Origin of the sequence: Methylosinus sp. RM1 (genome assembly GCF_011378635.1) — a bacterium.
Taxonomy (GTDB): domain Bacteria; phylum Pseudomonadota; class Alphaproteobacteria; order Rhizobiales; family Beijerinckiaceae; genus Methylosinus; species Methylosinus sporium.
Genome location: NZ_WOVC01000015.1, coordinates 1 through 25,757, shown reverse-complemented (window position 1 = coordinate 25,757; position 25,757 = coordinate 1). Strand labels below are relative to the sequence as shown.

The 25,757-nt window shown below is 62.0% G+C and carries 23 protein-coding genes and 3 pseudogenes; 16 read left to right on the top strand and 10 right to left on the bottom strand.

What is annotated here, in order from left to right:
* Positions 1-159: 159 nt before the first annotated feature.
* The 12 genes and pseudogenes from FMZ75_RS12110 to FMZ75_RS12060 all read left to right on the top strand — a co-directional run bounded on the left by FMZ75_RS12110 (position 160) and on the right by FMZ75_RS12060 (position 13,680).
* On the top strand, positions 160-1,029 hold the full coding sequence (locus FMZ75_RS12110) for an alpha/beta fold hydrolase (protein WP_158271739.1): 870 nt from the start codon (positions 160-162) through the stop codon (positions 1,027-1,029).
* Positions 1,030-1,135: 106 nt separating this feature from the next.
* Entirely contained in the window at positions 1,136-3,526 is a 2,391-nt protein-coding gene (locus FMZ75_RS12105; protein ID WP_166143086.1) for a TonB-dependent receptor, read from the top strand.
* A gap of 261 nt (positions 3,527-3,787) precedes the next feature.
* Complete coding sequence (locus tag FMZ75_RS12100; protein ID WP_166143084.1) at positions 3,788-5,263, top strand: MFS transporter; 1,476 nt, start codon at positions 3,788-3,790, stop codon at positions 5,261-5,263.
* A 248-nt stretch (positions 5,264-5,511) separates the two neighbouring features.
* On the top strand, positions 5,512-6,762 hold the full coding sequence (locus FMZ75_RS12095) for an aromatic ring-hydroxylating dioxygenase subunit alpha (RefSeq protein WP_166143082.1): 1,251 nt from the start codon (positions 5,512-5,514) through the stop codon (positions 6,760-6,762).
* Entirely contained in the window at positions 6,762-7,289 is a 528-nt protein-coding gene (locus tag FMZ75_RS12090) for an aromatic-ring-hydroxylating dioxygenase subunit beta (protein ID WP_170295655.1), read from the top strand. Before FMZ75_RS12095 ends, FMZ75_RS12090 begins: the two co-directional genes overlap by 1 nt.
* Positions 7,290-7,387: 98 nt before the next feature.
* On the top strand, positions 7,388-8,158 hold the full coding sequence (locus FMZ75_RS12085; RefSeq protein WP_166143080.1) for a bifunctional 2-polyprenyl-6-hydroxyphenol methylase/3-demethylubiquinol 3-O-methyltransferase UbiG: 771 nt from the start codon (positions 7,388-7,390) through the stop codon (positions 8,156-8,158).
* 110 nt (positions 8,159-8,268) lie between these two features.
* Positions 8,269-9,354 (top strand): chorismate synthase, encoded by a 1,086-nt coding sequence (gene aroC / locus FMZ75_RS12080; RefSeq protein WP_166143078.1) that lies wholly within the window; start codon positions 8,269-8,271, stop codon positions 9,352-9,354.
* Between the two features lie 210 nt (positions 9,355-9,564).
* Positions 9,565-9,705 (top strand): annotated as a pseudogene (locus FMZ75_RS22150) (MerR family DNA-binding transcriptional regulator); the annotation flags it as partial.
* Positions 9,706-9,747: 42 nt separating this feature from the next.
* The gene (locus FMZ75_RS22145) at positions 9,748-10,023 is read left to right on the top strand and encodes a hypothetical protein (RefSeq protein ID WP_370464713.1); all 276 of its coding nucleotides are present in this window, start codon (positions 9,748-9,750) and stop codon (positions 10,021-10,023) included.
* Positions 10,024-10,027: 4 nt separating this feature from the next.
* Positions 10,028-11,134 (top strand): MFS transporter, encoded by a 1,107-nt coding sequence (locus tag FMZ75_RS12070; protein ID WP_207783411.1) that lies wholly within the window; start codon positions 10,028-10,030, stop codon positions 11,132-11,134.
* A gap of 118 nt (positions 11,135-11,252) precedes the next feature.
* A complete protein-coding gene (locus tag FMZ75_RS22140; RefSeq protein WP_370464709.1) occupies positions 11,253-11,570 on the top strand; it encodes a hypothetical protein in 318 nt (105 codons plus the stop codon).
* Between the two features lie 115 nt (positions 11,571-11,685).
* Positions 11,686-13,680: a sigma 54-interacting transcriptional regulator gene (locus FMZ75_RS12060; RefSeq protein ID WP_166143072.1), complete on the top strand. Its 1,995-nt coding sequence runs from the start codon at positions 11,686-11,688 to the stop codon at positions 13,678-13,680.
* A 71-nt stretch (positions 13,681-13,751) separates the two neighbouring features.
* Here the strand turns inward: FMZ75_RS12060 and FMZ75_RS12055 are convergent, their stop codons facing one another.
* From FMZ75_RS12055 to sfnG, 3 genes are all read right to left on the bottom strand, one after another.
* Complete coding sequence (locus FMZ75_RS12055; RefSeq protein WP_142862532.1) at positions 13,752-14,585, bottom strand: OmpW family protein; 834 nt, start codon at positions 14,583-14,585, stop codon at positions 13,752-13,754.
* A gap of 54 nt (positions 14,586-14,639) precedes the next feature.
* Positions 14,640-15,824 carry an acyl-CoA dehydrogenase family protein gene (locus FMZ75_RS12050; protein WP_166143070.1) on the bottom strand — a complete coding sequence of 395 codons (1,185 nt, stop codon included), beginning with the start codon at positions 15,822-15,824 and terminating at the stop codon, positions 14,640-14,642.
* 72 nt (positions 15,825-15,896) lie between these two features.
* Complete coding sequence (gene sfnG, locus FMZ75_RS12045; protein ID WP_166143068.1) at positions 15,897-17,009, bottom strand: dimethylsulfone monooxygenase SfnG; 1,113 nt, start codon at positions 17,007-17,009, stop codon at positions 15,897-15,899.
* A gap of 276 nt (positions 17,010-17,285) precedes the next feature.
* Here sfnG and FMZ75_RS12040 point away from each other — a divergent pair, with 276 nt between their 5' ends.
* The 4 genes from FMZ75_RS12040 to msuE all read left to right on the top strand — a co-directional run bounded on the left by FMZ75_RS12040 (position 17,286) and on the right by msuE (position 21,254).
* Complete coding sequence (locus FMZ75_RS12040; protein WP_166143066.1) at positions 17,286-18,161, top strand: amidohydrolase family protein; 876 nt, start codon at positions 17,286-17,288, stop codon at positions 18,159-18,161.
* Positions 18,162-18,329: 168 nt separating this feature from the next.
* Positions 18,330-19,490, top strand: coding sequence for an FMNH2-dependent alkanesulfonate monooxygenase (gene ssuD / locus FMZ75_RS12035; protein WP_166143064.1), 1,161 nt, complete (start codon positions 18,330-18,332; stop codon positions 19,488-19,490).
* 14 nt (positions 19,491-19,504) lie between these two features.
* Entirely contained in the window at positions 19,505-20,671 is a 1,167-nt protein-coding gene (locus tag FMZ75_RS12030) for an acyl-CoA dehydrogenase family protein (protein WP_166143062.1), read from the top strand.
* A gap of 49 nt (positions 20,672-20,720) precedes the next feature.
* The gene (gene msuE / locus FMZ75_RS12025; protein WP_166143060.1) at positions 20,721-21,254 is read left to right on the top strand and encodes an FMN reductase; all 534 of its coding nucleotides are present in this window, start codon (positions 20,721-20,723) and stop codon (positions 21,252-21,254) included.
* A 36-nt stretch (positions 21,255-21,290) separates the two neighbouring features.
* Here msuE and FMZ75_RS21330 read toward each other — a convergent pair whose 3' ends face one another.
* From FMZ75_RS21330 to FMZ75_RS11995, 7 genes and pseudogenes are all read right to left on the bottom strand, one after another.
* A complete protein-coding gene (locus tag FMZ75_RS21330; RefSeq protein WP_207783410.1) occupies positions 21,291-21,482 on the bottom strand; it encodes a hypothetical protein in 192 nt (63 codons plus the stop codon).
* Positions 21,483-21,663: 181 nt separating this feature from the next.
* Entirely contained in the window at positions 21,664-22,050 is a 387-nt protein-coding gene (locus FMZ75_RS12020; RefSeq protein WP_370464712.1) for an ATP-binding cassette domain-containing protein, read from the bottom strand.
* A gap of 104 nt (positions 22,051-22,154) precedes the next feature.
* Positions 22,155-22,469 (bottom strand): annotated as a pseudogene (locus FMZ75_RS12015) (carboxymuconolactone decarboxylase family protein); the annotation flags it as partial.
* A 51-nt stretch (positions 22,470-22,520) separates the two neighbouring features.
* Positions 22,521-23,216 (bottom strand): TVP38/TMEM64 family protein, encoded by a 696-nt coding sequence (locus FMZ75_RS12010; RefSeq protein WP_166143056.1) that lies wholly within the window; start codon positions 23,214-23,216, stop codon positions 22,521-22,523.
* Positions 23,213-24,637, bottom strand: coding sequence for an NAD(P)/FAD-dependent oxidoreductase (locus FMZ75_RS12005; protein ID WP_166143054.1), 1,425 nt, complete (start codon positions 24,635-24,637; stop codon positions 23,213-23,215). The genes FMZ75_RS12010 and FMZ75_RS12005 overlap by 4 nt, the downstream gene beginning before the upstream one ends.
* A 146-nt stretch (positions 24,638-24,783) precedes the next feature.
* Entirely contained in the window at positions 24,784-25,551 is a 768-nt protein-coding gene (gene istB, locus FMZ75_RS12000) for an IS21-like element helper ATPase IstB (protein WP_166143052.1), read from the bottom strand.
* An 11-nt stretch (positions 25,552-25,562) separates the two neighbouring features.
* Positions 25,563-25,757, bottom strand: a pseudogene (locus tag FMZ75_RS11995) (IS21 family transposase); the annotation flags it as partial.

Sequence of the window (25,757 nt, the reverse complement as noted above, 5' to 3'; positions counted from 1 at the left end):
CGCGGAAAGCCGACCATGCCGATTCGGCTATTCGACGAATAACCGAATTCCGTATTTCCAAAATCATATGATCGCCTCAGATTCCTCGAGCGTGAGCGTGTCGCCGAGGAGGGATATCCCGGCGAGATCCGATTGCGGGACCTCTATCGATTCATGGCCATGACCAGCGCTTATCCGAGTCTTTGTCCTCGACCATTCGAATATGACAAATCGCATGTCGTGAGCTCGGACGGCGTGCAAATCGTCGTGCGGCGGTGGGGCAATCGCCGAGGACCGCCGATCATCTTTGTCCATGGCTTCGCGCAGAGCGGTCTCGCCTTCATCCGGCAAGTACGAGACGAACGTCTCGCGGAAAAATATCATCTGATCACCTATGATCTTCGCGGTCACGGGGCGTCGGACAAACCTCTCGATCGTAACGCTTACCACGACAATCGGCTCTGGGCGCATGATCTACGCGCCGTCGCCGCTGCGGTCGGCGCGGCGCGGCCAATTCTTGTCGCCTGGTCATTCGGAGGCCGCGTCGTTTGGGACTACCTCAAAGAATATGGCGACGAGAGCCTCGCCGGCGCGCAATTGGTGGGATCGTCGTGGCGCCGAAGCAGCGAATGGACGAGCGCGGCTTCGGCCGCAAGCCTACCGCTGATGCTCGAAGACGATCTATCCACTAATATCGCCGGAACGATCGCCTTTCTTTCGAGCTGCTTCGCAACGCCGCCCTCGCCCGAGGAGTTCGCGCAGATGCTCGCCTATAATATGACGCAGCCGCCGTCCGTTCGAAGGCTGATCGTTGGACGACCACAGCAGCCCCATGACTTCATCGCCTCGCTCTCTTTGCCGCTCGCGTTCATCGTCGGCGAGAAAGATCGCCATTGTGACCCGCGCGCGTCGCGCGCCTCCGCCGAACATATTCGCGGCGCAACCTTCCTCGAGCTGCCCGATGTCGGCCATTCGCCGTTCTACGAGGACGCGCCGGCGTTCAACGCGCAGCTGCTGAGCTTTGCGGAACGCGTCTTTCCGCGCGGATGAAAGCATCCACCGTTTTCGATATGCCACTCATAAGAAGAATCAGCGTTGCCTGAGCGTTTACGTAATCTGTAGCGTTGTTTTACGATGTTTGCGTCAGAAAGTGGGAATGATGAGAAAATCGCTTATCGCCGCTATTCCGCTTTGCCTCCCCTTCACTGTCACCAGCGTCGCGCAGACGCCTCCTTCCGAGGAGGCGCGCGTTCCAGATGTGGTGGTCGGCGCGCCGAAATCGACCGCCGACGTGTCCGAGCGTCAAGCGACCGCATTCCAAACGACGCCGCAGGCCGCGACCGTCATCACGAAGCAGCAGATCGACGCGTTGCAGATCAGCAATCTTCTGCAGGCGCAAAAGCTCGAGCCGAGCTTGCAGATCCGCTTCGCCGACGTTCGCTCATTGACTGTCAATATTCGCGGGTTCGGTTCGTCGACCTCCGTCGCCACCGACGGAATCTTCGGCGGCGTGCCGGTCTATGTCGACGGCATATTGCAACCTCGGCCAGGCCAAGCGATATTCGATATTCCCGATCTCGTTGGCGTCGACGTTTTAAAAGGGCCACAAGGAACGAGAGGCGGGATGGATTCGACGGGCGGCGCCGTCTATCTCAACACGGCGTCGCCGAGCTTCGACACACAACGAAAGCTCGAAGTCAATCATGGAAGTTATGGCAACATTCAGGTTCGCGGATCGGCGACGGGTGCGATCGCCGACAGCGACAAGTTGGCGTTCCGCTTGTCATTCGTCAGCGCCGATCGCGACGGATACGTCTACAGCTATTACAGCGGCCAAAAATACAATGACTGGCACAACAAGAGCTTTCGCGCGCAGATCCTGTTCCAGCCGACGAACGACCTCAGCGTACGTCTGATCGCCGACTATTCGCGTGTCAATCAGGCGTGTTGCCCGAATGTGCTGAACGGCGTCGTCGCGAATTACGCCAATGGCGCGGCGGTTCCGAACAATCTCTACGCCCGCCTGGCGAGGCTGAACTATGCGCCGACATCGTTCTACAATATCGACAGCTACAAGGGCGATATTTCCGGCTATCTGCAGAACACGCAGCAGAGCTATGGAGTGGCCGCTGTGATCGACTACAAGCTCGGCGGCTACGAATTTTCCTCGGTCACGTCTTTCCGAGGGTGGAGCTTCGATCCGCTGAACCAGACGAGCAGTGCTCTCGCCCCGGTGCGGACGACCAACTCGAACAATCAAATCGCTGAAAGATCCCTGCAGCAAGAGTTCAAAGTATCGACGCCCGCCAACGGCCCCATCGAGGGAACCGCAGGCCTCTTCTATCTATTCGAGCAGCTCTATGACTGGGGATATTCGAGCTATGGCCCAGCTGCGGGCGCATGGTACGGCTCGGCGGCGAATCCCCAGGCCTTGAACGATATCGCGCTCAACAACCTCGCCTCCAAGTCCTACGACAATCCAGTCAGTCATGTTATCGCGCCTTATGCGCGAGCCGTCTGGCATGCGACGCCGGATCTCGATTTCACCTTCGGTCTTCGCTACTCTTATACCGCGAAGAGCACATTATTTCGACAGTACCAGTTTGCCGCCAACAGCCTCGACGGGCTGACCGCGGCGCAACAAGCCACCGCGCGATCCGCGCGAATTGGATTGATCGGCGCAGATCGTGAATTCTACGCCACGACACGACAAGGATTGATTTCCGCTCTCGCCTCCGCCTCCTATAAGATTTCGCCCGACGCGCTCGCTTATGCGACCTACGCGCGTGGAGGACGCGCCGGCGGTCCAAATCCCGTCGCCAACCTTCCGACGACAGCCGCTACGACGGTGCGGCCCGAGGAATTGGACGACTTTGAAATTGGATTGAAGACTGATTTCTTCGATCATCGACTGCTCGCGAACATTGCAGCCTTCATCATGGTCGACCGGAATTATATCACCAACGTCACCGATACGTCTGGCGCTCGGCCGATCACCTATCTTTCCAACGCCAAGAGGGCGATCTCCCGAGGGTTCGAGCTCGATCTGCGGGCAAAACTCATCGAGGGGCTGACGACCTATGGTTCAGTCACCTACGATCACACCTATTACGATTCGTTTGAAAATGCGCCTTGCCGATTCGAACTCGCATTCTTGAGCTCTTGCAGCCTGACCGGCCGCCCGATCTCCCTGACGCCGCGATGGGCTCTCGCCGCCGGCGGCGAATATGCGCACGATATCGGACACGTGCTCGATCCGATCGAAAGATCGGTGATCGCCTATTTCGGAGCCGACTTCTCCTACCAGACGAAATTCTTCTCGGTTCCAGACGATTCGATCTACAGCGTCATCGACGCGTACGGTCTGCTCAATCTGCACGCCGGAATTCGGCTCGACGATGAAAGCGTCGATTTGTCGGGGTGGGTCCACAATGTGACCAACAAGCACTACTTCACTACCGTGTCGCCGAATTTTACCGCTGGCGGAGTGATCGGCACGCCTGCTGATCCGATCATGGCCGGATTCACGCTGAAAGCGAAATTTTGAACGCGACGCCGATGTGCGACTCTTCGTCCCCGAGGCCGTGTTCGTAATCGCTCCGAGCCTCGTCGACTTGCGCGGGGGCCTCGACGGCGATTGCATGCTCGCGAATGAAAAGATCGCGGCCCGGAATCTATCTTCCGAGCGATAGACGCATTAGCGGGAGCGATCTCACGCATAAACGAAACGAGCATTGCCAAATGCGACCGTGATCGGCATAGCTAGAAACGGCGCTTTTGCCCATCCCCTGTCGAGTTGTCCCGCGAAATGTCGCTCGAACAACAGAGCCGCAGCAATGGAGTTGTGGTCGCTCACGCGCGGTGGCGTTGGTTCCGCTTCGCTGTGCTGCTCACGGGCGTTTTTCTGTCGCCACTCGATTTTTTTATCGTCAATATCGCGCTTCCGGCGATCAAGGAGGAGTTCGGCGCGACGCCCGCCGATTTGCAACTCGTTGTCTCCGGCTACATGACCACCTATGCCGTGTTCCTTATCACAGGCGGTAGGCTCGGAGACATTTTCGGACGTCGGACCATCTTTTTGGCGGGACTCGCCTGCTTTGCCGGCGCATCGGCGATATGCGGTTCGGCCCCCAGTTCCAGCATTCTCGTAGCGGGCAGAGTTCTCCAAGGATTCGGCGCCGCGCTGATGGTTCCCCAAGGGCTCGCGTCCATCAATGTGATTTTCGCACCGGAAGAAAAATCGCTCGCGCTGGGTCTTTATGGCGCGACGCTCGGACTTGCCGCGGCGAGCGGACAAATCCTGGGCGGCTTCCTGGTCTCGGCCGATGTCTTCGGTCTCGGCTGGCGGATCGTCTTTCTCGTCAATCTGCCGATCGCAGCGGCCGTTCTCATTTCGGGGCTTCTCTTGCCCGAGGCGTCTAATCCACGTCGACCGCGGCTCGATATTTTCGGCGTCCTGCTTTCTGCGCTGACGCTCGCTCTCGTCGTCACGCCGCTGATCGAAGGTCGTGAACGAGGCTGGCCGCTCTGGTCCCTGCTATTACTGATGGCGGCGCCGATCGCCGGATCGCTGTTCCTGCGAAATGAGGAGCGACTCCTGCGAGATGGAGGAACTCCGCTTTTCGATCCGCGCGTCATGGAATTGCCCGGCTTCGGCCTGGGGTTGCTGGCGGCCCTCTTCTTCTATGCCATCGGCTCGTTTTTCCTTATTTTTTCCATTTATCTGCAAACTGCGCTCGGAGAATCTCCGAGAGACGTGGCGCTCGTCTTTCTCCCATTCGGCGTCGGCTCTTTTCTCGCTCCGCTGCTCAGCCCCTATGCCGGCCGGATGCTCGGCCCGCGAACGGCTCCCTTAGGAATCGCTGTCGAGACGATCGGTATGCTGGGCCTAGCGTTTGTCGTTTGGAATTGGCGAACCGACCAGTCGCTCGATCACGCGCTTCGCGGCCTTGCACTGTTCGCGATCGGCTTTGGGCAAGGGACAGCGTTGCCGAGCCTCGTTCGCGCCATTATCGGCAAAGTCGACACGGCATGGTCTGGGCTCGTATCCGGCATCATCAACACGACCTTGCAGATCAGCTCCGCATTGAGCATCGCCATCGTCGGCGGATTGTTTTTTTCGATCGCCGGTCATGAGCCCATCGCTGAAAATATCTCGTTCGCATTGGTGGTGTCCTTGATCGCTATTTCGGGTTGCCTCGTCATTGCCGCGCTCGCAACCGTCGCTCTCACGCAAACAAGGCTCGTCGAGCTCGGCACGACGCCCAGCAAGAAAATCCGCTAGCGCGCGCCGGCCGAAAGGCCTTATTCTTTCTGATGCACAATTATAGAATAATACACGCTTTTGGCTTGTCGATATGACATCGCAGAATTACGAGGCAGTTAAATTGTTATGTGTCGTATAATAAAATTCTATATTGCTATTTTTAACGATTGTAATATTTATTTCGTTGTCGAGCTTTATTGTTGCTCGGTTATGGATGCGGCTACAAGAATAGAGGCTCGCCCTGGCATCGTTCTCGGGAGACTCGAATGACGACGCGGCAATTCGTCGAGACAGACAATAGGAATTTTTTTCGGGTGCATCGGCAAGTCTATGTATGTGAGGATACTTGGCGCCGGGAGCTGACGCGAATATTCGATAAATGCTGGCTGTATGCCGGTCATGCGAGCGAGTTGGAAAAGCCCGGCGCCTTTCTCACGCGCAAGATCGGCGGTCGCCCCGTCATCTTGGTCAGGGACGTAGCTTCCGAGGCGCCGCTCGCGTTCTTGAACGCCTGCGCGCACCGCGGCGCCGTCGTCTGCACGGACGCGAAAGGAACCGCCAATCGATTTGCATGTCCCTATCACGGCTGGATGTACGATACGTCGGGCGCGCTCACCGGCGTGCCGGGAAGGTCCGCGTATGGACGTGTCGGCGAAGGGCTGCCCGAGCCTTCCTTGCCGCAAATCAAGCTCGATGATTATCGCGGCTTTCTATTCATCAACTTCGGCGAACCGTCGGTGAGCCTCGCCTCCTATCTCGGGGGCGCGAAGGAATACATAGACCTCGTCTGCGATCAGTCCGAAGGATCCGTCGAAGTTCTGCCCGAACATCTTCATCACTCCATCCGAGCCAATTGGAAGCTCCTCGCTGAAAACGGCGTCGATGCCTATCATCTGCCATTTGCGCACAAACGATTTCTCGAGCTTCTCGATTCGCTCGGAACCGATCCGAACTCGCACAAGCGCAGCGGCGTCGGCTATGCTCTCGGCGGCGGACATGGCGTCATAAAGAGCGGTCCGCCTTCGACTGGACGGCCCATCGCCTATTGGAGCCCCCTATTCCCAGCCGACATGAAAGCAGCGATCGATAAAAAGTTCGACGATCTCGTCGCTCGTGTCGGACGAGGACGCGCGGAGGACATGGCTCATACCAACCGCAGCCTCTTCGTTTTTCCAAATCTGGTCATCAATGACATACTCGGATTGAACATACGGACTTTTTTCCCGACGTCTCCCGACGAGGTCGAAGTGACCGTCTGGGGCGCCGGATTTTCGAATGACACGCCGGAAGAAAGAGCCATGCGCGTCAGCGCGCTGATATCCTTCATCGGGCCAGGCGGTTTCGGAACGCCCGACGACGTCGAAATTCTGGAATCCTGTCAGCGCTCATATGCACATGCGGGCATCGGCTACAGCGACTTCTCGCGTGGCATGAGCGTCGGCACGACAAATCATACAGATGAAGAGCAGAACCGAGCCTTCTGGCGCGAATGGGCCAATTATGTGGAGCAGCCGTAATGACAGCAACATTCGTCGTTCCCTATATGAGCGCAGTCCCGATTGTTCCGGATATCGTAAGCCGCATCACCTCCTTTCTCGCCTTGGAAGCGGACCTGCTCGACGAATGGCGCCTCGATGACTGGTTCGAGCTTTTTGAACCGGAGGCGCGATACATCGTCGCTCCATTGCAGCGCGCGGCCGAAAGCGCGCCTGAGCAAGCCCTCTGCCTGATCTTGGACGATTATGAGCGACTGCGGGCGCGCGTTCGGCATTTCGCGGGCGCGTCGACTTGGATGGAGCAACCGCGCTCGCGTACGCGTCGCTTGGTGTCCAATTTGCGATTTTTGGCCTCTGCGACCGAAGAGATCGTCGTGAGAGTGAATTTCGTCGTCTATCAATTTCGAAATCACGAATCCTGGGAGTTCGTCGGCAGCGCCAAATATCGGCTCGTCCCGCATGAATCCGAGTTTCGAATCCGTGAGCGGTCGGTGCAATTGGACCATGAGTCCATCTCGAAACAAAGACGCATCAGCATCATCATCTGAGACCTTTCTCGGAGAACGCCATGCAGAACCAAGACAGCTATTCGAAGGACGAGAGCGAAGCCTATATCCACGATGTCGGCTACGCCGATCGAGAGCGATTGGAGATATTGACCGAGCTATACGACCCCGCGAGTCGAGACTTCATCACGAGCCAGCTTCCCGACAATGCGCGGTCCGTATTGGAAATCGGATGCGGGCACGGCCAAATGGCGTTCTGGTTCGCCGATCAGGTCAGGTCACACAGCGGAGCTGTCGTGGCGATAGACGAGTCGCAAGCTCAGATCGACGTCTGTCTCCAGAGGCGAGACGAGCGCGGGATCGACAATATTCGCTTTATCCGCCATGATATGACATCCACGCTGGATATCGGAGAAGCGTTCGACGTCGTCTACTGTCGCTTCGTTCTCGCGCATATCACGAACTGGACGACATTTTTCGAGAACGTCCTGTCGCTATGCAAGGACAACGGCTCGATTATCATCGAGGAGCCGACGACACGCCGCTTTTCGATTCCTCATCACCCCTCCGTTCCCCGTTCGGTCGAGCTGCTCGAAAGGTTGGGCGAGAGAATCAACGTCAAATTCAATTGCGCGGAGCCGCTCTGGACCTATGTGCAGAACATGGACGTCGCTATCGAAGCGGCGCAGTTCACACAACCGGCGCTCAGGACCCCGCGTCAAAAGAGCCTGATCTGGCGTTCGTTCGTTCAGATTCGAGATCGGCTGCGAGAATTCGGACTCGCGACCAGTCCAGAAATAGAAGCGCTCTACCGCGATCTCCGAAATGTCGCAGAGGACGACGGCTACCTACTGGAAGGCGTTCGCATTCTTCACCTGCATTTGAGAAAGCGCCCTCCGGTGCGAAACTAAACGGCCCCAGTTCGGATCGCGGAGCTGCGCGGCGGGGCGTCTCTTCATGCTTCGACCGCGTGGCGGAAACGGCGACGAGATCGAGTATGCGCTAGAACGCCGAGGTCTGCATGTCTCATAATTGTTTCGGCCACCTCTTCCGCGTCACGACATTCGGCGAGAGCCATGGGCCGGCGCTCGGCGCAGTGGTCGACGGTTGTCCGCCGGGAATTGAGCTGACGGCGGCGGAGATTCGACATGCGCTCGAGAGACGTCGACCCGGCCAATCGCGCTTTACCACGCAACGGCGGGAGCCGGATGACGTGAAAATTCTCTCCGGCGTCTTCACGGATGGAAACGGCCGGCAAGTGACGACGGGCACGCCGATCGCTCTGATGATCGACAACACCGATCAGCGCACAAGAGACTATAACGAGATCGCGAACAAATTCCGTCCCGGTCATGCAGACTATGCCTATGATGCGAAATACGGAATTCGTGACTATCGCGGTGGCGGACGCGCATCGGCGCGGGAGACGGCCGCGCGCGTCGCAGCGGGCGCGGTCGCCCGCAAAGTCGTCGCGGGCGTATCGATTCGTGGAGCGCTCGTGCAGATCGGCGCGGATAGAATCGATCGCGAGCGCTTCGATTGGAGCGAGGTGGAGAGAAATTCGCTATTTTGCCCGGATCCACGAGCCGCGCGGCGTTGGGAGGATTATCTCGACGAGGCGCGGAGAGCGGGCTCGTCCGTCGGCGCCGTGATCGAGGTAATCGCGGAAGGCGTTCCTGCAGGCTGGGGCGCGCCGATCTACGGTAAGCTCGACGCCGAGCTCGCGAGCGCCCTCATGTCGATCAATGCCGTCAAGGGAGTTGAAATCGGGGCGGGCTTCGCGGCTGCGGAACTCTCGGGCGAAGCCAACGCCGACGAAATGCGTTCGGGCAATGACGGGAGAGCGGTCTTTCTTTCCAATCACGCCGGCGGCGTGCTGGGCGGCATTTCGACCGGGCAGACGATCATGGCGCGTTTCGCGGTCAAACCGACGTCGTCGATCCTCACGCCGCGGCTGACGATCGACAGCCTCGGAGGAGACACGGAAATCGTCACGAAAGGCCGGCACGATCCCTGCGTCGGCATTCGCGCCGTGCCGGTCGGCGAAGCAATGATGGCGATCGTGCTCGCCGATCAGTTTCTGCGGCATCGTGGCCAAGTCGGATAGCGTCGCAAGCGCTGGGAACTCGGTGTCACGCGGCGAGCCGGCATATATCGACAGACAGCCACGAAGCCACCCTCTCGCGAGCCGCGCCCGCCGGATGCGCAAGTCCGCTGCGCGTTGTGGCGCAGCGCTTCTCCGTCGTGCGGTAAATCTCACTTTCGTGCTTGACCCTGACATTGATGTCAGGAGCTAGACCATGCGGCAGGAGGGCGGATGAAGATCGGAGACGTTGCAAAAAGGACTGGGGCGAGCGTGCGCTCCATCCGTCATTACGAGAAGGTCGGCCTGATCCGCGCCACCCGCGAGGAGAACGGCTACCGCGATTTCGACGAGGCCGAGGTCGCTTTCGTGCGCCGCATCGGCCGGATGATCCGGCTCGGCTTCACCACAGACGAAATCGCGACATTTCTCAACTGCATCGTCGACGATCCCGCCGCGGTTACCGCCTGTCCGAAGGTGGCCGCTGCGCATCGGTTGAAGCTCGAGGCGATCGAACGGCAAATGGCCGATCTCGAAACGCGCCGCCAGAAGCTTCTCGTCACCCTGAAGGCTGCCTCCAGCCAGGACGACATCAACGTATCGGAATCGCCTGTCCATGCCGAAACCAACCCCATCGCCCTCGCTCATCCTCGCCACCCTGGCGCTCGCCGTCTATTTCGTCGGCGCGGTTGAATTCATGCTCGCGCCGATGCTGACGCCATTGGCGTCGGCCTTTGCCGCGAAGCCCGCCGATATCGCCTGGCTCGTCTCGGCCTACGCGGTATCCTATGCCGTACTCGCCCCGCTCATCGGCCTCCTCGGCGATCGGATCGGTCGGCGGCGTTTGTTGTTGCCAGCGCTGGCGCTTTTTGCCGCCGATGCGCTGGCTGTCGCCTTCGCGCCCTCGCTCTCTTTCGCGATCGTCGCGCGAGTGCTCGGCGGCGCGGCGGGAGCGGCGCTCACGCCGACCGCCTTTGCCCTGATTGCCGAGACCGTTCCCGAAGAACGTCAGGCGGGAGCCATGGGGCTCGTCCTCTTGGGCTTGACCCTCGGCATCGCCACGGGTCCGACTTTCGCAGGGCTATTGACCGACGCCTATGATTGGCAGGCGCCGTTCATTGCCGTAGCCTGCGGCTGCATCGCCGTCCTCATCCTGGCGGCGCGCATTTTGCCGCCATCCATCGCGCGGCGGAGTCGTCCGCTCAAAGCCTCGGCGGCCCGATTGCTCGACGGCGCGATCCTCCGGCCCAACCTCTCCAAGGGGTTCTGGCTCGGCGCGACGATTGCTGGGTTTCTAATCTCCGGCGAGGTTCTGCGTAGCCGCTATGGTCTTTCCACCGGCGTCATCGGCCTTTCGGTCGCTGCCTTCGGTCTCGGGCTCGCCGCAGGCAACCTGGCCGTCGGACGGCTGACCGCCTGGGCCGGACGGCCCGAGACTGTGCTGGTTTTCGCCATCGGCCTGATCTTCTTTACGCAAAGTGCGTTTCTGGCGACCGAGTCGAGCCGCGTATCGGCAATTATCCTTCTGGCTCTTTGGGGATTTGCCTCGGGCCTCGCCGCCCCGGCCAACACCGCCGTTCAGGCGAGCCGAGCTGGGCCTGACGCGGGCTTTGTATTGGCGTCATCGGAATCGATTAACAATTGCGCTCTTCTCGTTCTGGCGCCAGTCGTCGCGAGCTGGATCGGACGGGCCGACACCGTCGATGCGGCGATCCTACTCGGCGCCTGCACGCTCGCGGCGCTCGGCGTAAATCTCCTCGATCAGCGATCGCTCCCGAAAATCCTTCCCGGCGAAACCGCCTAGCATTATTCGGCGCGCCGCGTTTCGATTGCACGATGGCGCTGGTGTTCCAGGAGGACGCGCGATTGCTTCCCTGGCGGCGTCCAGGCCAATATGACGATTGGGCGCATCTGCGCGCTGGATGCAGTGCGCGGCATCGGCTTCGAGGCTTTCCGCACAGTTCTCCAGCGGACAGAGGCCGCGCGTCGCCTTCGCCCGCGCGCTCGCGGTGCGGCCGGACGTGCTGCTGACGGACAAGTCTTTCTCCGCGCTCGACACGCCGACCCGCAGCGTTTGCAGGACGATCTGCTCGAGCTCCGGCGCTCCGTCTCGGCTACCGTGTGATCGCTCTCGGCGGAAAGCCGGGCGAGGTCCGCGCCGCCGTCACGATCGAGGTCGGCGCGCCCGCGATGACGTGCCGACCCACGCTGTCGCCTCCTATCGTCTCGAGATTTATTGACTTTGTCTAGTAATTTAGTCAACATACGCGCCGCCGTGAAACCACGATTGCCTTCACCTGCCGAGCAAACTGCGGGGCGCGGGGCAAAATGTAATGACGCATCGAGGCGCCGAGCATGTTCAGTCCCTCTTCCTTTTCGGTGGTCGTTACCGATAAGAAAAGGACCGGAATCGAGACCGTTTCCGGAGTGACGCCCGGAGCGACGAGCCGGGCTTCGGCCATGGTGTTCGAGGATCCCGTCTCGTTGCGGCTCAAAGCCGATCTGCATCGGATCGCGCCGAGCGACGCGACCGTTTTGATCATCGGCGAGACCGGCACCGGAAAGGAGCTGGTCGCTCGCTATATTCACGCCAATAGCGCGCGCAAGGACGGTCCCTTCCTCGCGGTCAATTGCGGCGCTTTCAGCGAGACGCTGGTCGAGGCGGAGCTGTTCGGCCATGAGAAGGGCGCGTTCACTGGCGCCGCGAGAAGCGAGAACGGCTGGTTCGAGGCCGCCCATGGCGGGACGCTGCTGCTCGACGAGATCGGCGATCTTCCGCCGCCCATGCAGGTGAAGCTGCTGCGCGTCTTGCAGGAGCGCGAGATCGTGCGCGTCGGATCGCGCAAGGCGCGGCCGATCGATGTGAGGCTGATCGCCGCCACCAATGTGAATCTCGAGGCGGCGGTGGCCGCGAAGAGCTTCCGCAAAGACCTCTTCTATCGACTCGCCATAGCGACCGTGAATATCGCGCCGCTGCGCGCGAGACGCGGCGACATCGAGCCGCTCGCCAATTATTTTCTGCGCCTCTATGGCGCGAAGCTCGGCCGCCCGATGCCCGTGCTCGCGCCCGAAGCCCTCGCGAAGCTGACCGCCTATCATTGGCCCGGCAATATTCGCGAGCTGGAGAATGTGCTGCACAATGCGCTGCTGCTGACGCCGGAGGCGCACATAAGCGATGTGCCGATCGTCGAGGCGTTCGACGCGCCGCATGCGGAAGAGGTCGCCGATTTCGAGACGCGCCTGCGCGGCCTGCTCGAAACCGCGATAGCGCAAGGCGAGAAGAACCTCTTCGACCGCGTGACCCGTTCCCTCGTCTCGGTCGCTCTCGATCTCGAGCGCGGCAATCAGGTCCACACCGCGGAGCGGCTCGGCATGAGCCGCAACGAGCTGCGCACCCATCTCGGCCATATGGGCGTCATTGCTCCGCGCAAGAAGAGCCGGCCCGAGAAAGATCGGGAGGAAAAGCGGACGCCGGCGCGAAGCGCCCCCAATGTCGTGCGGCTGGGCTTTCAGAAATTCGGCACGCTCGCGGCCTTGCGGGCGTTGGGGTCGCTCGACGAACGCCTTCGACCATTCGGCTATCACGCCGAATGGCGGGAGTTCAGCGCCGGGCCTGCTGTTCTCGACGCGATCGGTCGCGGCGAGATCGACATCGGCGTAACCGGCGAGGCTGCGACGGTTTTCGCTCTCGCGATGGGCGTTCCGTTCTTCTATGTCGGCTATGAATCTCCCGCCCCGACCGATGTCGCCCTCGTCGTCGCCGATCCGCGCCTCTGCTCGATCGACGATCTGAAAGGCAAGCGCGTCGCCTTCAGCCGATGGTCGAACGCCGATCATTTTCTGACGACCGCGCTCAACATTCGGGGGCTATCGCGCGACGACATCGAGCCCGTCTATGTCCCTCCGACGCTCGATCTGCTCGAGGATTTGCGCGAGGGCGCCATCGACGCTTGGGCGATCTGGGAGCCTTTGTTGAGCGCCGCGCGCATGGGGAGCAAGACTCATGTGCTCCTCGATGGCTCCGGCTTCGTCGAGAATCATCAATTCTATGTCGCGCGCCGACACTTCGCTTGCGGCCAACCGCAGATCGTCGACGCGATCCTCGCCGAAATCCGCGCGCTCGGCGCGACGCCGCGCGAGCGCGCCGAGGAAGAGCTCGGCGCCGTCGCGCGATGCCTGCATCTCGACCGGCAGGTGGCGCGACATTATCTGCACCGGCTCGATTTCGAGCCCAAGCCGCTCGATTTCCATGTCATCGGCCAGCAGCAGTCGATCGCCGACGGCTATTTCGCCGCGGGCCAATTACCCGCTCGCGTCTCGATCGAAGGCGCCGTTTGGCGAGGCGCGTGACGGCGCCTCGCGCTTTTGGCTCGGAGCGTGATCGATCGAACGATTCCATTCGATCGAAAGGCGCTTTCGCGTCAATATTTGGCGAGGATCGGCTGCGCCGACGCCCCGCCGAAGCGCAGAGTGACGCCGACGCTCGCGAGCCAAGGATCGAGGTTCGACTTCACCCTGACATAGATGTTCTGATTGAGCGCGGAATTATAGATCGTCGCATAGGCGGTCGGCTCCGCCATGATGCGCTTCAGATCGACATTCACGCCGATATTGGGCGTGATCATATAATCGAAGCCGATCTGTCCCGCGACGCCGACCGAGGTTCCGATCTGCAGAGCGCGCACCGAATCATAGCCGGTGAAGCCGAGCGCGGTGCCGAGGGGCGTCCAGCCGTTGCCCGGGCTGTATCCATAGGGAACCGCCCAAGTGACGCCGACGCCGATATAGGGTTGGAAGGCGCCGAATTGGGTGAAGTGATATTGGCCGAGCAGCGACACCGGTAGAAGATTCGTCGCGCCGACCGGAATGCCGGCGAGCGAGCCCGTCGCCGTCAAAGTGTGCCGCGTATAGCCGGCGATCGTCTCGACAGCGAAATGCTCGTCGAAATAATAGCTGAGATCGATCTCGGGAATGATCGACGTGGAGGCATGAACGCCGGCGCCGAAGATCTGGCCGCCGGGAACGCCGGCGGCGATTCCGGTGACGGCCGGCACGGTTCCGAAGCGGTCGAAAACCGAAAAGCCGCCGTCCGGAACGATCGCCGTCGCGCGCAGCCTGATTTGGAAGGGTTGATAATCAACGGACGAGATCGTCGCCGGCTGCGGCTGCGCGCGCGACGGAAGATCGGCGGCGAAGGCGGCGTTCGCGCAGACGAGCGCGCTCGCCGCACCGATGACGCGGTACGGGATATTCATCTTCTTTCCTCGAAATGCTGGGAACAAACGAGACGAGAGGCGACGAGCCTTTCGTTATTCGCCGCCTTCATAGAACAGCTCGAGCGGCAGACCGACCGCCGTCTTGCCGATCCAGTCGCGCGCGATGATGTTCGACGGCCCCATGCCGATGCCGGCGCGGGCGTCGCGGAAATAGCGCTCGAGCGAGCCCTTCTTGTAGCCGTAGCCGCCGGTGACGGTGAGCGCGGCCGCGGCGGAGAGATTGGCGGTCTCGGAGGCGTGAACCTTGAATTCGGTGAGCGCGATCAGCAGCTCCGATTGCGGTTTGCCCGAAAACCACAGCGCGTCGAGCCCCGCCGCGAGCTCACGCCGCCAGGGTCCGAGTGATTCGATCAGCACTTTCGGCTTGGCGAGCTCCTGTCGGATCGCCTGATAATCGGCGAGACGCTTGCTCGTGTCCTTGTGGATCGAATTCTTGATATGTCCCACCGCCGTATCGTGAGCGCCGCGGGCGACCCCTTCCCACACCGCGCCGAGGCCGATCAGATAGACCGGCGAGACGCCGTTGTAGATGATCTCCTTGCCTTGATTTTCCTCGCCGAGACGATTGCTCCGCGCGACCTTCACGCCCTCGTAGCGGATCGGACCGGAATGGTTTCCGCGCACGCCGAGCGCGTTCCACGGCCCGGGCGTGATGCCCGGCGATTTCCCATCCACGATGAAGAAGGAGATATCCGATTGATCGCGCGCGTCCGGCGTGCGCGTCTGAGTGATGTAGTAATCCGCCTTGCCGGAGGAGGTGGTGAAGGATTTTTCCGCATTGACGATATAATCATCGCCGTCGCGCGACGCCTGCGAGAAATTATACCACCAATGACCGCCGGAGGCGCGCTCGCTGGTCGAGTAGGTTCCGAGCAGATATTTTCCGTCCTGCGGCTTCAGCCAGCGCAGCTTCTGATCATGCGTGCCATAGAGATTGATCGTCTGCGCGGCGCCGACATGCATCACATAGACGAGGCCCGTCGAGGCGTCCTTCTGTCCGATGCGATAGGCGGCCTCGGCGAAAGCCGTATGATCGAGTCCTAGCCCGCCATATTCCGGCGAGACCAGCGCGCGGGTCCATCCGGCTTCGGCGAGAGCATGGAGATTCTCGGCGGGAAACAGCGACTGCTCGTCATTGCGCTCCGCATTGGCGGCGATCACTGTCTCGATAACGCGATCGAGCCGTTCGAACGCTTCTGCTCTGTTGACTTCCGACATTTTCGTGCCTCAACTTATTCTGTCATTGTGGATCGAAGCGCAGTTCCGATCGACGAATCTGTTTCGAGACGCTCACGCGGCCAAGCGGGCTTGCTCGGCCTCGAGCGCGCGCACGAGCGGAATGACGCGCTTGCCGAAAAACTCGACCTCCTCCTGAAAATGCAGGAAGCCGAGAAGGACGAGATCCACGCCGACCGCCTTGATATCCAAGATCCGCCGGGCGACCTCTTCCGGCGAGCCGATGAGATTGGTCTTGAACCCGTCATTGTATTGGACGAGATCATCGAAGCTCGACTTCGCCCAATTGCCTTCGCGCTCCGGCGAAGCCGCGCCGGCGTTCTGAACCTCGTGGTGGAAAGCGCGAACGGCGTCCGGATCGGCATTTGTCAGAATATCGTTCAACGCGGCGCGCGCTTCCTCGGCCGTGTCGCGCACGATAGCGAAGGCGTTGACTCCGATCCTCACCCGATGACCGCTCTGCGCGGCCTTGGCGCGAATGTCGTCGACCTGTTTTTGAATGCCTTCGATCGTGTTGCCATTGGTGAAATACCAGTCGGAAACGCGCGCCGCCATGTCGCGCGCCGCGCGCGAGCTGCCGCCCTGGAATATCTCCGGCGGGCTGACGGGCTTCGGCTTCAGCGTGTAGGCGCGGAACCGGTAGAAGTCGCCTGCGAAGCTGAAATCGTCTTGCGACCACACGCCACGCAGAACGCGGATGAACTCCTCCGAGCGCCGATAGCGCTCGTCGTGATCGAGCCAATGTTCGCCGATTGCCTGGAACTCGCCGCGGAACCATCCCGAGACGATGTTGACCGCGAGCCGCCCACCGGTATACCAGCTGATCGACGCGACCTGCTTGGCGACAACCGCCGGATGCCATGGGCCGGGAAGAATCGCCGCGATTACATTGAGCTTCTCGGTCGCCGCGAGCAGCGCATGGGAGAAGCTCACCGACTCGTGCTGATAGTCGGCGCCATAGCCGGCGGTGAAGCGGATTTGCGTCAAGGCGTATTCGAAGCCCGACGCTTCGGCGATCTGCGCGAGCTTGCGATTATAGTCGATATCCCAGCTCGTGCGCTGCTCGACCTTGCTGATGACGAGGCCGCCCGAGACATTCGGAACCCAATAGGCGAATTTGATCGCCTCCGTTTTTTGATGCGCCGAAGGCGAAGAAGCGCCGCTCATCCTTAGTCTCCCTGTGGCCCGCGCGCGCCGCCGATAGTCACGCGACCGCGCATCGATCGTCTATGAATGAGCACGGCGCGTGCCACCCAATTTTCGGCTGGTGATTACGGATTTCCGCATTATCACGGGGGACGGCGATTGCATTCGCAACAGTCCAGGCGCGGCGCTGCTGCGCATGCAACAATGCGATTGCGATAGGCCGCGATCTGCCGAGTCCCGATCCGGCGCCTCGATTGCGATGCGATTACTTCCGAGGCACATCGAGAGGATCTTCGAATGACACGATCGAACCGCCCGCGGCATATCGTCGACATGCGCGCGCGACCATCATTCCTTCATTCCTTCTTCGGAGCGGAGCCTGGATCGGCCGACTTCGAAACCGTGTGCTGGATGAACCGCCGCATGGGCTCCGAGGATATCGACCATTTCACGCGAGCGCCCGACCTTCCTTCGTTTCGTCGAGAGCTCGACGCGGCGGAGATCGACATCGCTGTCATGGTGGGACGCAGCACGCCGAGCGTGCGGATTTCAAATGATGTGCTGGCGACGCTGTCTCGCTCGTCGGAAGGGCGCCTGCTCGGCGTCGGCTCGGTCGACCCGCAACTCTTCACCGGCAGAGGTGCGGCCGACGAGGCGGAGCGCTGCCTGAAGGAGCTTAAGCTCGCAGGCGTCAATGTCGATCCCGCTTTTTTGGGGGAGCCGATCTCTCACGACGACGCTACGTTGTTTCCCGTCTACGAAGTCTGCGCGGAGATCGGCGCGCCGGTCTTCATGATGTCTGGCCCGACGACGCCGGACCTACGACTCAACGATCCGCTCGCCGTCGATCGCGTCGCGCGCGCTTTCCCGAGCCTTCCCATCGTCTGCTGCCACGCCTTCTACCCGCGAATCGACGAGATGATCGGCGTCGCCTTTCGTAACGAGAATGTCTTCGTGTCGCCGGACATGTATCTCTTAGCGCCGGGCGGCCAGCGCTATGCGGACGCTGCGAGCGGATGTCTCGCGGATCAAGTCCTGTTCGGCTCGTCCTATCCGTTTCGCCCTCTCGGTCAGGGCGTCGCCGATTTCCTGCGCCTCGACTTGCACGAGGAAGTGATCGAGAAAGTCGCATGGCGCAACGCTGCGCGCCTGCTGCGTCTCGATCTGGCATGAGCTGCTGCGCTTGCCGCAGATCCGGGTCGGAATTGCTTCGAATGCAGCAGCCGAAGCACAAAACGAGCGAGGATTTAGCGGGCGAGCGATTGGCCCGTCTCTTGCGGCCGGCAATCGCAAAAGAAGTCTCCTATTGCCGCGCTCGGGCCGGCGAACAGGGATCGGATCATGGATATCTTGTGGTACATTCCGACGCATGGCGACTCGCGCTATCTCGGCGCCGAGGAAGGCGCGCGGACGGCGACCTTCGACTATCTTCGGCAAATCGCGGTCGCGGCCGACAGTCTCGGCTATTACGGCGTTCTCATTCCGACGGGGCGCTCCTGCGAGGATCCGTGGATCGTCGCGGCGAGCTTGATCGAGTCGACGAAGGCCCTGCGCTTTCTCGTGGCTCTGCGTCCTGGCCTGGTGCAGCCGGCGCTGGCGGCGCGCATGACGGCGAGCCTCGATCGTCTCTCGCGTGGGCGGCTGCTGATCAATCTCGTCGCCGGCGGCGATGCGAGCGAACTCGCCGGGGACGGACTCTTTCTCGATCATGCGGCCCGCTACGAGGTCTCGGCCGAATTCGTGCGCGCCTGGGAGGCGCTTCTTCGCGCGAGCCATGCGGATGAGAGCGTCGATTTTCACGGCGCGCATTTCGACATGGAGAAGGGTAGGCTGCTGTTTCCGCCGGTGCAGAGCCCACGGCCGCCGCTCTATTTCGGCGGCTCCTCGGAGCCCGCGCACGAGCTCGCAGCGCGCGCTGTCGACACTTATCTGACATGGGGAGAGCCGCCCGCCGCGGTCGCCGAGAAGATCGCGGATGTGCGGCGTCGCGCGGCGGCGTTCGGACGTGCGCCCCGCTTCGGAGTGCGGCTTCATGTGATCGTTCGAGAGACGGAGGACGAAGCCTGGGCGGCGGCGGACTCCCTCATCAGCCGCCTGGATGATGGCGCCATCGCAGAGGCGCAGAAGACCTTCGCGAAGATGGATTCGATCGGCCAGAGGAGAATGCTCGAATTGCGCAAAGGCGGAGGGCGCACGCGCGCGGACCTCGAGATTAGCCCCAATCTCTGGGCCGGCGTCGGATTGACGCGGGGCGGCGCAGGAACGGCGATCGTCGGCAATCCGGCGCAGGTCGAGGCGCGCTTGCGTGAATATGCAGCGCTCGGCGTCGACAGCTTCATTCTTTCCGGCTATCCGCATTTGGAGGAGGCCTATCGTTTCGCCGAGCTCATGTTTCCGAGGCTCGGAGTCGAGGCGCGCGGGACATTGCCGGGCAAGAAGATCACCGGTCCGTTTGGAAGCGTCGCGGCGAAGCCCGACGCGGCGCCTTCGGCGGCGGCATGAGGAGCGCATCATAAATGTCTGACCGCATCGTCGAGATCCGCGCGACCGCTGTCGCGCTCGAGCGCCTGCTCGCCGCGCTCGCCTCAAACGCCGCACAACGTGACAAGCAGGGCGGCACGGCCAAGCACGAGCGCGATCTCATTCGCGACAGCGGCCTGCTGACCCTCTCCATCCCTCACGAATTCGGCGGCGGCGGCGCGGATTGGGTCGAAATATTCGCCATAATTCGGCGAATGGCGGCGGTCGACAGCTCGCTCGCCCATCTTTTCGCGTTTCATCATCTGATGATCGCCACGCTCCAATTCTTCGGGACGGCCGAGCAGACGCGGCGCGCCATGGAGAAGACGGTTCGCGAGAATTGCTTTTGGGGCAATGCGGTCAATCCGAAAGATTCTCGCCTGCGGCTACGTCGCCATGGCGAATCCTATCGGCTCGACGGCGCGAAGAGCTTTTGTTCCGGCGCGAGCGATTCCGACATGCTCGTCGTCTCGGCGCTCGACGATCGGGAAAAATTGAAGATCGCCGTCATTCCGACCCGGCGCGCCGGAATTCGGATTCACGATGATTGGGACAATATGGGGCAGCGCCAGACCGACAGCGGCTCCGTGTCCTTCGACGCGGTCGAGGCGCGTGAAGACGAACTGCTCGTCTCGCCCGGGCCGCTCGGCTCGCCTTTCGCGGCCTTGCGGCCATGTCTCGCGCAGCTCATTCTCGTCGCCATTTATGTCGGATTGGCGCGTGGCGCGCTCGATTCGGCCATCGCCTATGTGCGGGAGTTGCCGAGCGATGGCGCGGCGCGCATCGGCGGCGATCCGTTCACTCTCCATACGGCAGGCGAGCTCTGGGCGCAGGTCTGCGGGGCGGAGGCGCTGGTCGATTGCGCCGTGCAGTCTTTTCAACGCGGGTGGACGCGCGGCGACGCGATCACGCCGCAAGAACGCGGCGCCGTTGCGATCGATGTGGCGACCGCCAAGGTCGCGAGCGCCCGCGCGGCGCTCGACGTCGGCAGCCGCATGTTCGACATCATGGGCGCGCGCGCGACGATCGCCCGCGCCGGGCTCGACCGCTTCTGGCGTAATGCGCGCACGCATACGCTTCACGATCCGCTCGATCACAAGCTGAAGGAGCTCGGTGATTTCGCGCTGAACGGCGCCTATCCTACGCCTTCCTTCTATTCTTGAACGGCGCTGCGCCACAGCCGGCTTTCATAGCTCTCACACAGGAGACGACATGACCGCGATAAAGCTCGTCGCCGTATCCGGCGGCCTCGGACACCCGTCACGCGCAGCCGCTCTCGCGCAAGCGATCACGGCGGAAATCGCCGCATCGACAACGATCGAAGCCTATGCGATCTCGGTCGCCGATCTCGTCGCCGATCTCGCCGGAGTCGTTTCGGCAAAGGACGCTCCCCCGTCGGTGAGCGAAGCCGTGAAACAAATCGAGACCGCGGACGCGCTGGTCGTTACGACTCCGGTCTATCGCGGCTCCTACACCGGCCTCTTCAAGCATCTCTTCGATCTCGTCCATCACGAGGCGCTGATCGGTACGCCCGTTCTGCTCGCCGCGACGGGCGGCAGCGATCGACATTCATTGGTGATCGATCACCAATTGCGGCCCTTGTTCGCTTTTTTCCAGTCGCTGACATTACCGCTCGGCGTCTACGCCAATGACAGCGATTTCTCGAATTATGAGGTGAGCAGCGACGCTCTGAAGGAACGCATCAGGCTCGCCGTCACACGAGGAATAGAGCATTTGAAGCACTGACGGTAGCTGCGCTTCACTTCACTGGAAGCCTGATCCCTATCGGCGGAGTGATTCTGGAGCCGTCGTGATGAGCCTCGCCTTCGCCGTTTTCAAAGAGAAGTCGCGTCTGGAGGCCTTCTCGACCATTTCTCGATCATCGACGACCCGCGCGAGGCCTGGCGCGGCGCGCATCAGCTTCGCGAGGTTCCCCGAACAGTCGATGAAGCTATTTCGGACGATGACGGACATGCGGCTCTTCAAGTGACGGGCGCAGGGGAGGGGGCGTCGACAGGGGCGCAATCGCCTGTCGATGGGCGCCTAGAAGTTCGCAGTCAGAAGAGGCGCGGCGCGTTTCGGCGCGGCCGGACGAGCAGGAGGAAAAAGCCAGCGGTGCGCGATGGGCATGAAAAGCGAAGGCTTTGCATAGGCGTCACGCAGTTTGCCGATCGAGATGCGACCGCATCACCAGTTCCGAATAGGCTCGTCCTTGCGCCATGAGTTCATCGTGCGCGCCACGCTCGATGATCCGGCCCTTTTGCAAGACGATGATTTGATCGGCCTGCCGCACCGTCGAAAGGCGGTGGGCGATCGCGATGGTCGTGCGTCCCTGCGATAGCGCGGCCAGCGCAGACGCCATGGCGTGTTCGGTCTTGGCGTCGAGGGCGCTGGTCGCTTCGTCGAGCAGCAGGATCGGCGGATCGCGAAGAATGACGCGCGCGAGCGCCAGCCTTTGCTTCTCGCCGCCCGAAAAGCGATAGCCTCTCTCCCCGACCAGCGTCTCGTAGCGGTCGGGCAAGGCCATGATCGTCTCGTGAATCTGGGCGATGCGTGCGGCCCTCGCGAGCTGATCGTCGGACGCCTCGCCTCGGCATATTCCAGCGCGAGCCGCTCGTCCGGGGCGAACAGCGGGCTATCGCGCCAGTCCGTGAGCGCGTCGATCTTCTCCATCGCGACGCCGCGTTTCGCCAGCGTCGCGGAGTTGATGTCGACGCAAAAAGCGCAATGGTTGATCTGCGAGACGCGCACGGTCAGCAATGAGCGCAGCGCCGGCGACAAAGGCGAGGAGCGTCGGTTCAAGGCGCCGTATAACAGCGCCGCGGCCGCGAAGACCAGAGGCGAGCGCCCCCAAAGCAGGCCCGGATCGAGAACGCGTCCATAGGTCAGCTTCTGCTTCCAGAAGAAGAGACGAATGAGCCAGGGATATCGAGGAATCGGCTTGGCTTCGACAAGGGGCATGAGGAGCTCCATTCGGGGAAGAGCACGAGGCTGCGCGCTACGTGGCGACGGTCAACGCCGTCCTTCACGCAGGCGCCGGAGAATCACGGGCAGCAGCGACAGAGCGCCGAGTCCGAGCAGAGCGGCGATCAATGTGGGGCTGAACACGTCTTCCAGCCGCACGTCTGCGCCGGCGTCGAATATCTTGCCGAGACTTGCTCCAAACGCCGCATAAACCAGCGTGCCGGGCACGATGCCGATCCCCGTGGCGGCGACGAAGGGCTCGAGGCGCATGCCCAGCAGCGCGGGCGCCAGATTGACGGCCCAGAACGGAAACACGGGAACGAGCCGAAGGAACAACAGATAGTTGAATGCGTCCTTGCGAAAGCCGTCGGCCATGCGCGCGAGAAAAGGTCCCGCGCGCTCGCGCAGGACATCGCCGGCAGCGGAGCGGGCGATGAGGAACAACAGTGTCGCGCCGGCCGTCGCGCCGATGATAGTCAATGTCGCCCCGAGCGGCACGCCGAACAGAAAGCCTCCCGCCAGCGTCATGACCGCCGCTCCGGGCAGTGAGAGCGCGACGACTCCGACATAAGCGAGCACATAGGCGCAAGCGGCGACAACGCTGTGCGACTGGACGAACTCCAACAGCGCGGCGCGATTGTCGCGCAGGGCGTCGAGCGTCAGATATTGGTCCACGCGCAAATAAACAGCCGCCGCGATCAACGCCGCGAGCGCGAGCAGAGGGGCGAGGCGCCGCAGGCTCATCCGAAAGCTCCGAGAAAGCGGACGAGCGCGCGCATTCGCGTCGAGAACAGCGCAGGAGTGTAATAGGCGCCGGCGGCGCGCTTGGAGATTTCGCTCAGCGTCGGATAGGGGACGATGAGATTGGCCAACGCCCCGATCTTTAGCCCTTCCGAGATCGCCAAGGTCCAGGGCGTTATCAACTCGCCGGCATTGTGGCCGACGATGGTCGCGCCCAGCACATGCCCGCCTTTTCCGACCACGACCTCGAGGAATCCGCGCGTTTCGCTCTCGGCTCGAGCGCGGTCATTGTCCGCGAAATCGGCGCGCAGAATGCGAATATCGGCGCCTCCCTCCCGCGCCTGCGCTTTGGTGAGTCCGACTTGCGCGAGTTCCGGATCGGTATAGGTCACCCATGGAAAGGCCTTCGGTCGGCTTTTTGCCGGCAGCCGGAACAGCGCGTTGCGGATGATGATGCCGGCGTGATAGCTGGCGAGATGAGTGAATTGGAGTCCGCCCGCAACATCGCCGGCGGCGAAGATCCGCTTATTGCTCGTGCGCAGCCGGGCATCGGTCTCGACGCCTTTCTGCGAGTAGCGCACGCCTGCGATGTCGAGCCCGAGATCTTCGACATTGGGCTTTCGGCCCGCGGCGACGAGCAGATGCGAGCCTTCGATCGCGCTTTCGCCGGCGCCGCTTCGCAGCACGATGGCGACGCCTTCGGCGCGCGTCTCGACGCGGAGAATGTCGACGCTCTCGTGAAGATCGACTCCATCCTCGACGAGCGCGTCACGAACGACGGCGGCTGCGTCCGGATCGTCCTTCGGAAGCAGAGGGCCGAGGTCGAAGAGGCTTACTTCCGCGCCGAGCCGTCGATGCGCCTGCGCCAATTCGCAACCGATCGGCCCCGCGCCGATCACCAGGAGACGTCTCGGCAGAACCTTGTTGTCGAAAATCGTCTCATTGGTGAAATAAGGCGAGCTGTCCAGCCCGGGAATCGGCGGCACGGCGGCGCGGCTGCCGGTGGCGATCACGAAGCGCCGCGCGCGAATGATCTTGCCAGCGGCCTCGACGGTTCGCGGATCCACGAAGCGCGCGCGCCCTTCGATCACAACGCATCCGAGGCCCGTGAAGCGCTCGATGGAATCATGTGGTGCGAGCGCATCGATGACGCCGTGGACATAGGCGTTCACCGCGTCGAAATCGACGTGCGGCTCGCCGGCTCGCACGCCGAATCGGCGCGCTCGCGCCACGGCTTTCGCCGCCTTCGCCGCCGCCAGCAGCGATTTCGACGGCACGCAGCCGGTGTTGAGGCAATCGCCGCCCATCTTATGCGACTCGATCAAGACGGTGCGCGCGCCGAGCTGCGCCGCGCCCGCCGCGACCGACAGGCCGGCGGAGCCCGCGCCGATGATGCAAATATCGGCCTGAATGTCCTCGCTCATCGCGCCGCTCCCGGCGCGCTGGCGATTCCGACGAAGGCGCCCGTCTTTAACGGGATAATGGCGCCCGGGGATTCCGGGATAATGGCGCCCCCTCTAACGGAATGATCCCGCCTGGGCGCCGCGTTCGTCGACCGGCGAGATTTGTTTCACCCGTTCTGGTTTTCGGTCAAGGCGTTTTTGGCTCCTTTGGCGCGCGCTCGGCGTAGGCTTTCGGCCGATAGCTCGATACGGTTGGCGTTGTGAACGAGGCGGTCCAGGATCGCATCGGCGTAGGTGGGATCTCCGATAACCTCATGCCAGGAGGCTATGGGGAGCTGAGAGGTGACGATCGTCGATCGGCGCCCGTAGCGCTCTTCGAGGATTTCGAGAAGATCGTGGCGAGCGCCGGCGTCGAGCGGCTCGAGGCCGAAGTCGTCGAGGACCAGGAGATCGGCGCGTCCGAGCGATTTCAGAAGCCGCGGATGGCGGCCGTCGCCGCGTGCGAGCGCCAGCTCTTCGCAGAGCTTCGGCCAGCGATGATAGACGACGGAGCGATTGTCGCGGCAGGCCTTCTGGCCGATGGCGCAGGCGAGCCAACTTTTCCCGACGCCGGATGGCCCGACGAGAGCCAAATTATCGTGAGCGTCGATCCATTGGCCCTCGGCGAGCTTTTGGAACATCGCGCGGTCGAGGCCGCGCGCGGCGCGATAGTCGACGTCTTCGACGGTGGCCTGCTGGCGGAGCTTGGCGGCGCGCAGACGCGCCGTCAGCCGCTTGTCCCGCCGGAGCGAGGCTTCCCGATCGAGCAGCAAGGCGAGCCAGTCGTTACGGTCGAGTCCTTTCGCTTCGTCGGTCTCGGCGAGCTCGACGAAGGCCTTGGCCATTCCGTAGAGCCCGAGGGCGTGGAGCTGATCGAGGGTCGGATGTTTGAGCAAGTCGGCGTCTCCTAATGATAGTAGCGCGAGCCGCGGATGTTGGGATGAAGGATCGGGGCCGTGTCCGCGGCGCGCTTTGGCGGCGGCTTCCGATCGAGCTTGTTGTCGAGAATGGATTTGACCGAGCCGTAGGTCTTCGCGCCGATCTCTATGGCGCGTTCCGCCGCGGCCTCGACGCGCTCGGCTCCATAGGGGCCGGCCAGGCG

Bases quoted from the DNA above. Each gene is read 5' to 3' on its own strand.
- FMZ75_RS12110 (WP_158271739.1), top strand. From the start codon at position 160: ATGACCAGCGCTTATCCGAGTCTTTGTCCTCGACCATTCGAATATGAC.
- FMZ75_RS12105 (WP_166143086.1), top strand. From the start codon at position 1,136: ATGATGAGAAAATCGCTTATCGCCGCTATTCCGCTTTGCCTCCCCTTC.
- FMZ75_RS12100 (WP_166143084.1), top strand. From the start codon at position 3,788: ATGTCGCTCGAACAACAGAGCCGCAGCAATGGAGTTGTGGTCGCTCAC.
- FMZ75_RS12095 (WP_166143082.1), top strand. From the start codon at position 5,512: ATGACGACGCGGCAATTCGTCGAGACAGACAATAGGAATTTTTTTCGG.
- FMZ75_RS12090 (WP_170295655.1), top strand. From the start codon at position 6,762: ATGACAGCAACATTCGTCGTTCCCTATATGAGCGCAGTCCCGATTGTT.
- aroC (WP_166143078.1), top strand. From the start codon at position 8,269: ATGTCTCATAATTGTTTCGGCCACCTCTTCCGCGTCACGACATTCGGC.
- FMZ75_RS12070 (WP_207783411.1), top strand. From the start codon at position 10,028: ATGCTCGCGCCGATGCTGACGCCATTGGCGTCGGCCTTTGCCGCGAAG.
- FMZ75_RS22140 (WP_370464709.1), top strand. From the start codon at position 11,253: ATGCAGTGCGCGGCATCGGCTTCGAGGCTTTCCGCACAGTTCTCCAGC.
- FMZ75_RS12060 (WP_166143072.1), top strand. From the start codon at position 11,686: ATGTTCAGTCCCTCTTCCTTTTCGGTGGTCGTTACCGATAAGAAAAGG.
- FMZ75_RS12055 (WP_142862532.1), bottom strand. From the start codon at position 14,585: ATGAATATCCCGTACCGCGTCATCGGTGCGGCGAGCGCGCTCGTCTGC.
- FMZ75_RS12050 (WP_166143070.1), bottom strand. From the start codon at position 15,824: ATGTCGGAAGTCAACAGAGCAGAAGCGTTCGAACGGCTCGATCGCGTT.
- sfnG (WP_166143068.1), bottom strand. From the start codon at position 17,009: ATGAGCGGCGCTTCTTCGCCTTCGGCGCATCAAAAAACGGAGGCGATC.
- FMZ75_RS12040 (WP_166143066.1), top strand. From the start codon at position 17,286: ATGACACGATCGAACCGCCCGCGGCATATCGTCGACATGCGCGCGCGA.
- ssuD (WP_166143064.1), top strand. From the start codon at position 18,330: ATGGATATCTTGTGGTACATTCCGACGCATGGCGACTCGCGCTATCTC.
- FMZ75_RS12030 (WP_166143062.1), top strand. From the start codon at position 19,505: ATGTCTGACCGCATCGTCGAGATCCGCGCGACCGCTGTCGCGCTCGAG.
- msuE (WP_166143060.1), top strand. From the start codon at position 20,721: ATGACCGCGATAAAGCTCGTCGCCGTATCCGGCGGCCTCGGACACCCG.
- FMZ75_RS21330 (WP_207783410.1), bottom strand. From the start codon at position 21,482: ATGTCCGTCATCGTCCGAAATAGCTTCATCGACTGTTCGGGGAACCTC.
- FMZ75_RS12010 (WP_166143056.1), bottom strand. From the start codon at position 23,216: ATGAGCCTGCGGCGCCTCGCCCCTCTGCTCGCGCTCGCGGCGTTGATC.
- FMZ75_RS12005 (WP_166143054.1), bottom strand. From the start codon at position 24,637: ATGAGCGAGGACATTCAGGCCGATATTTGCATCATCGGCGCGGGCTCC.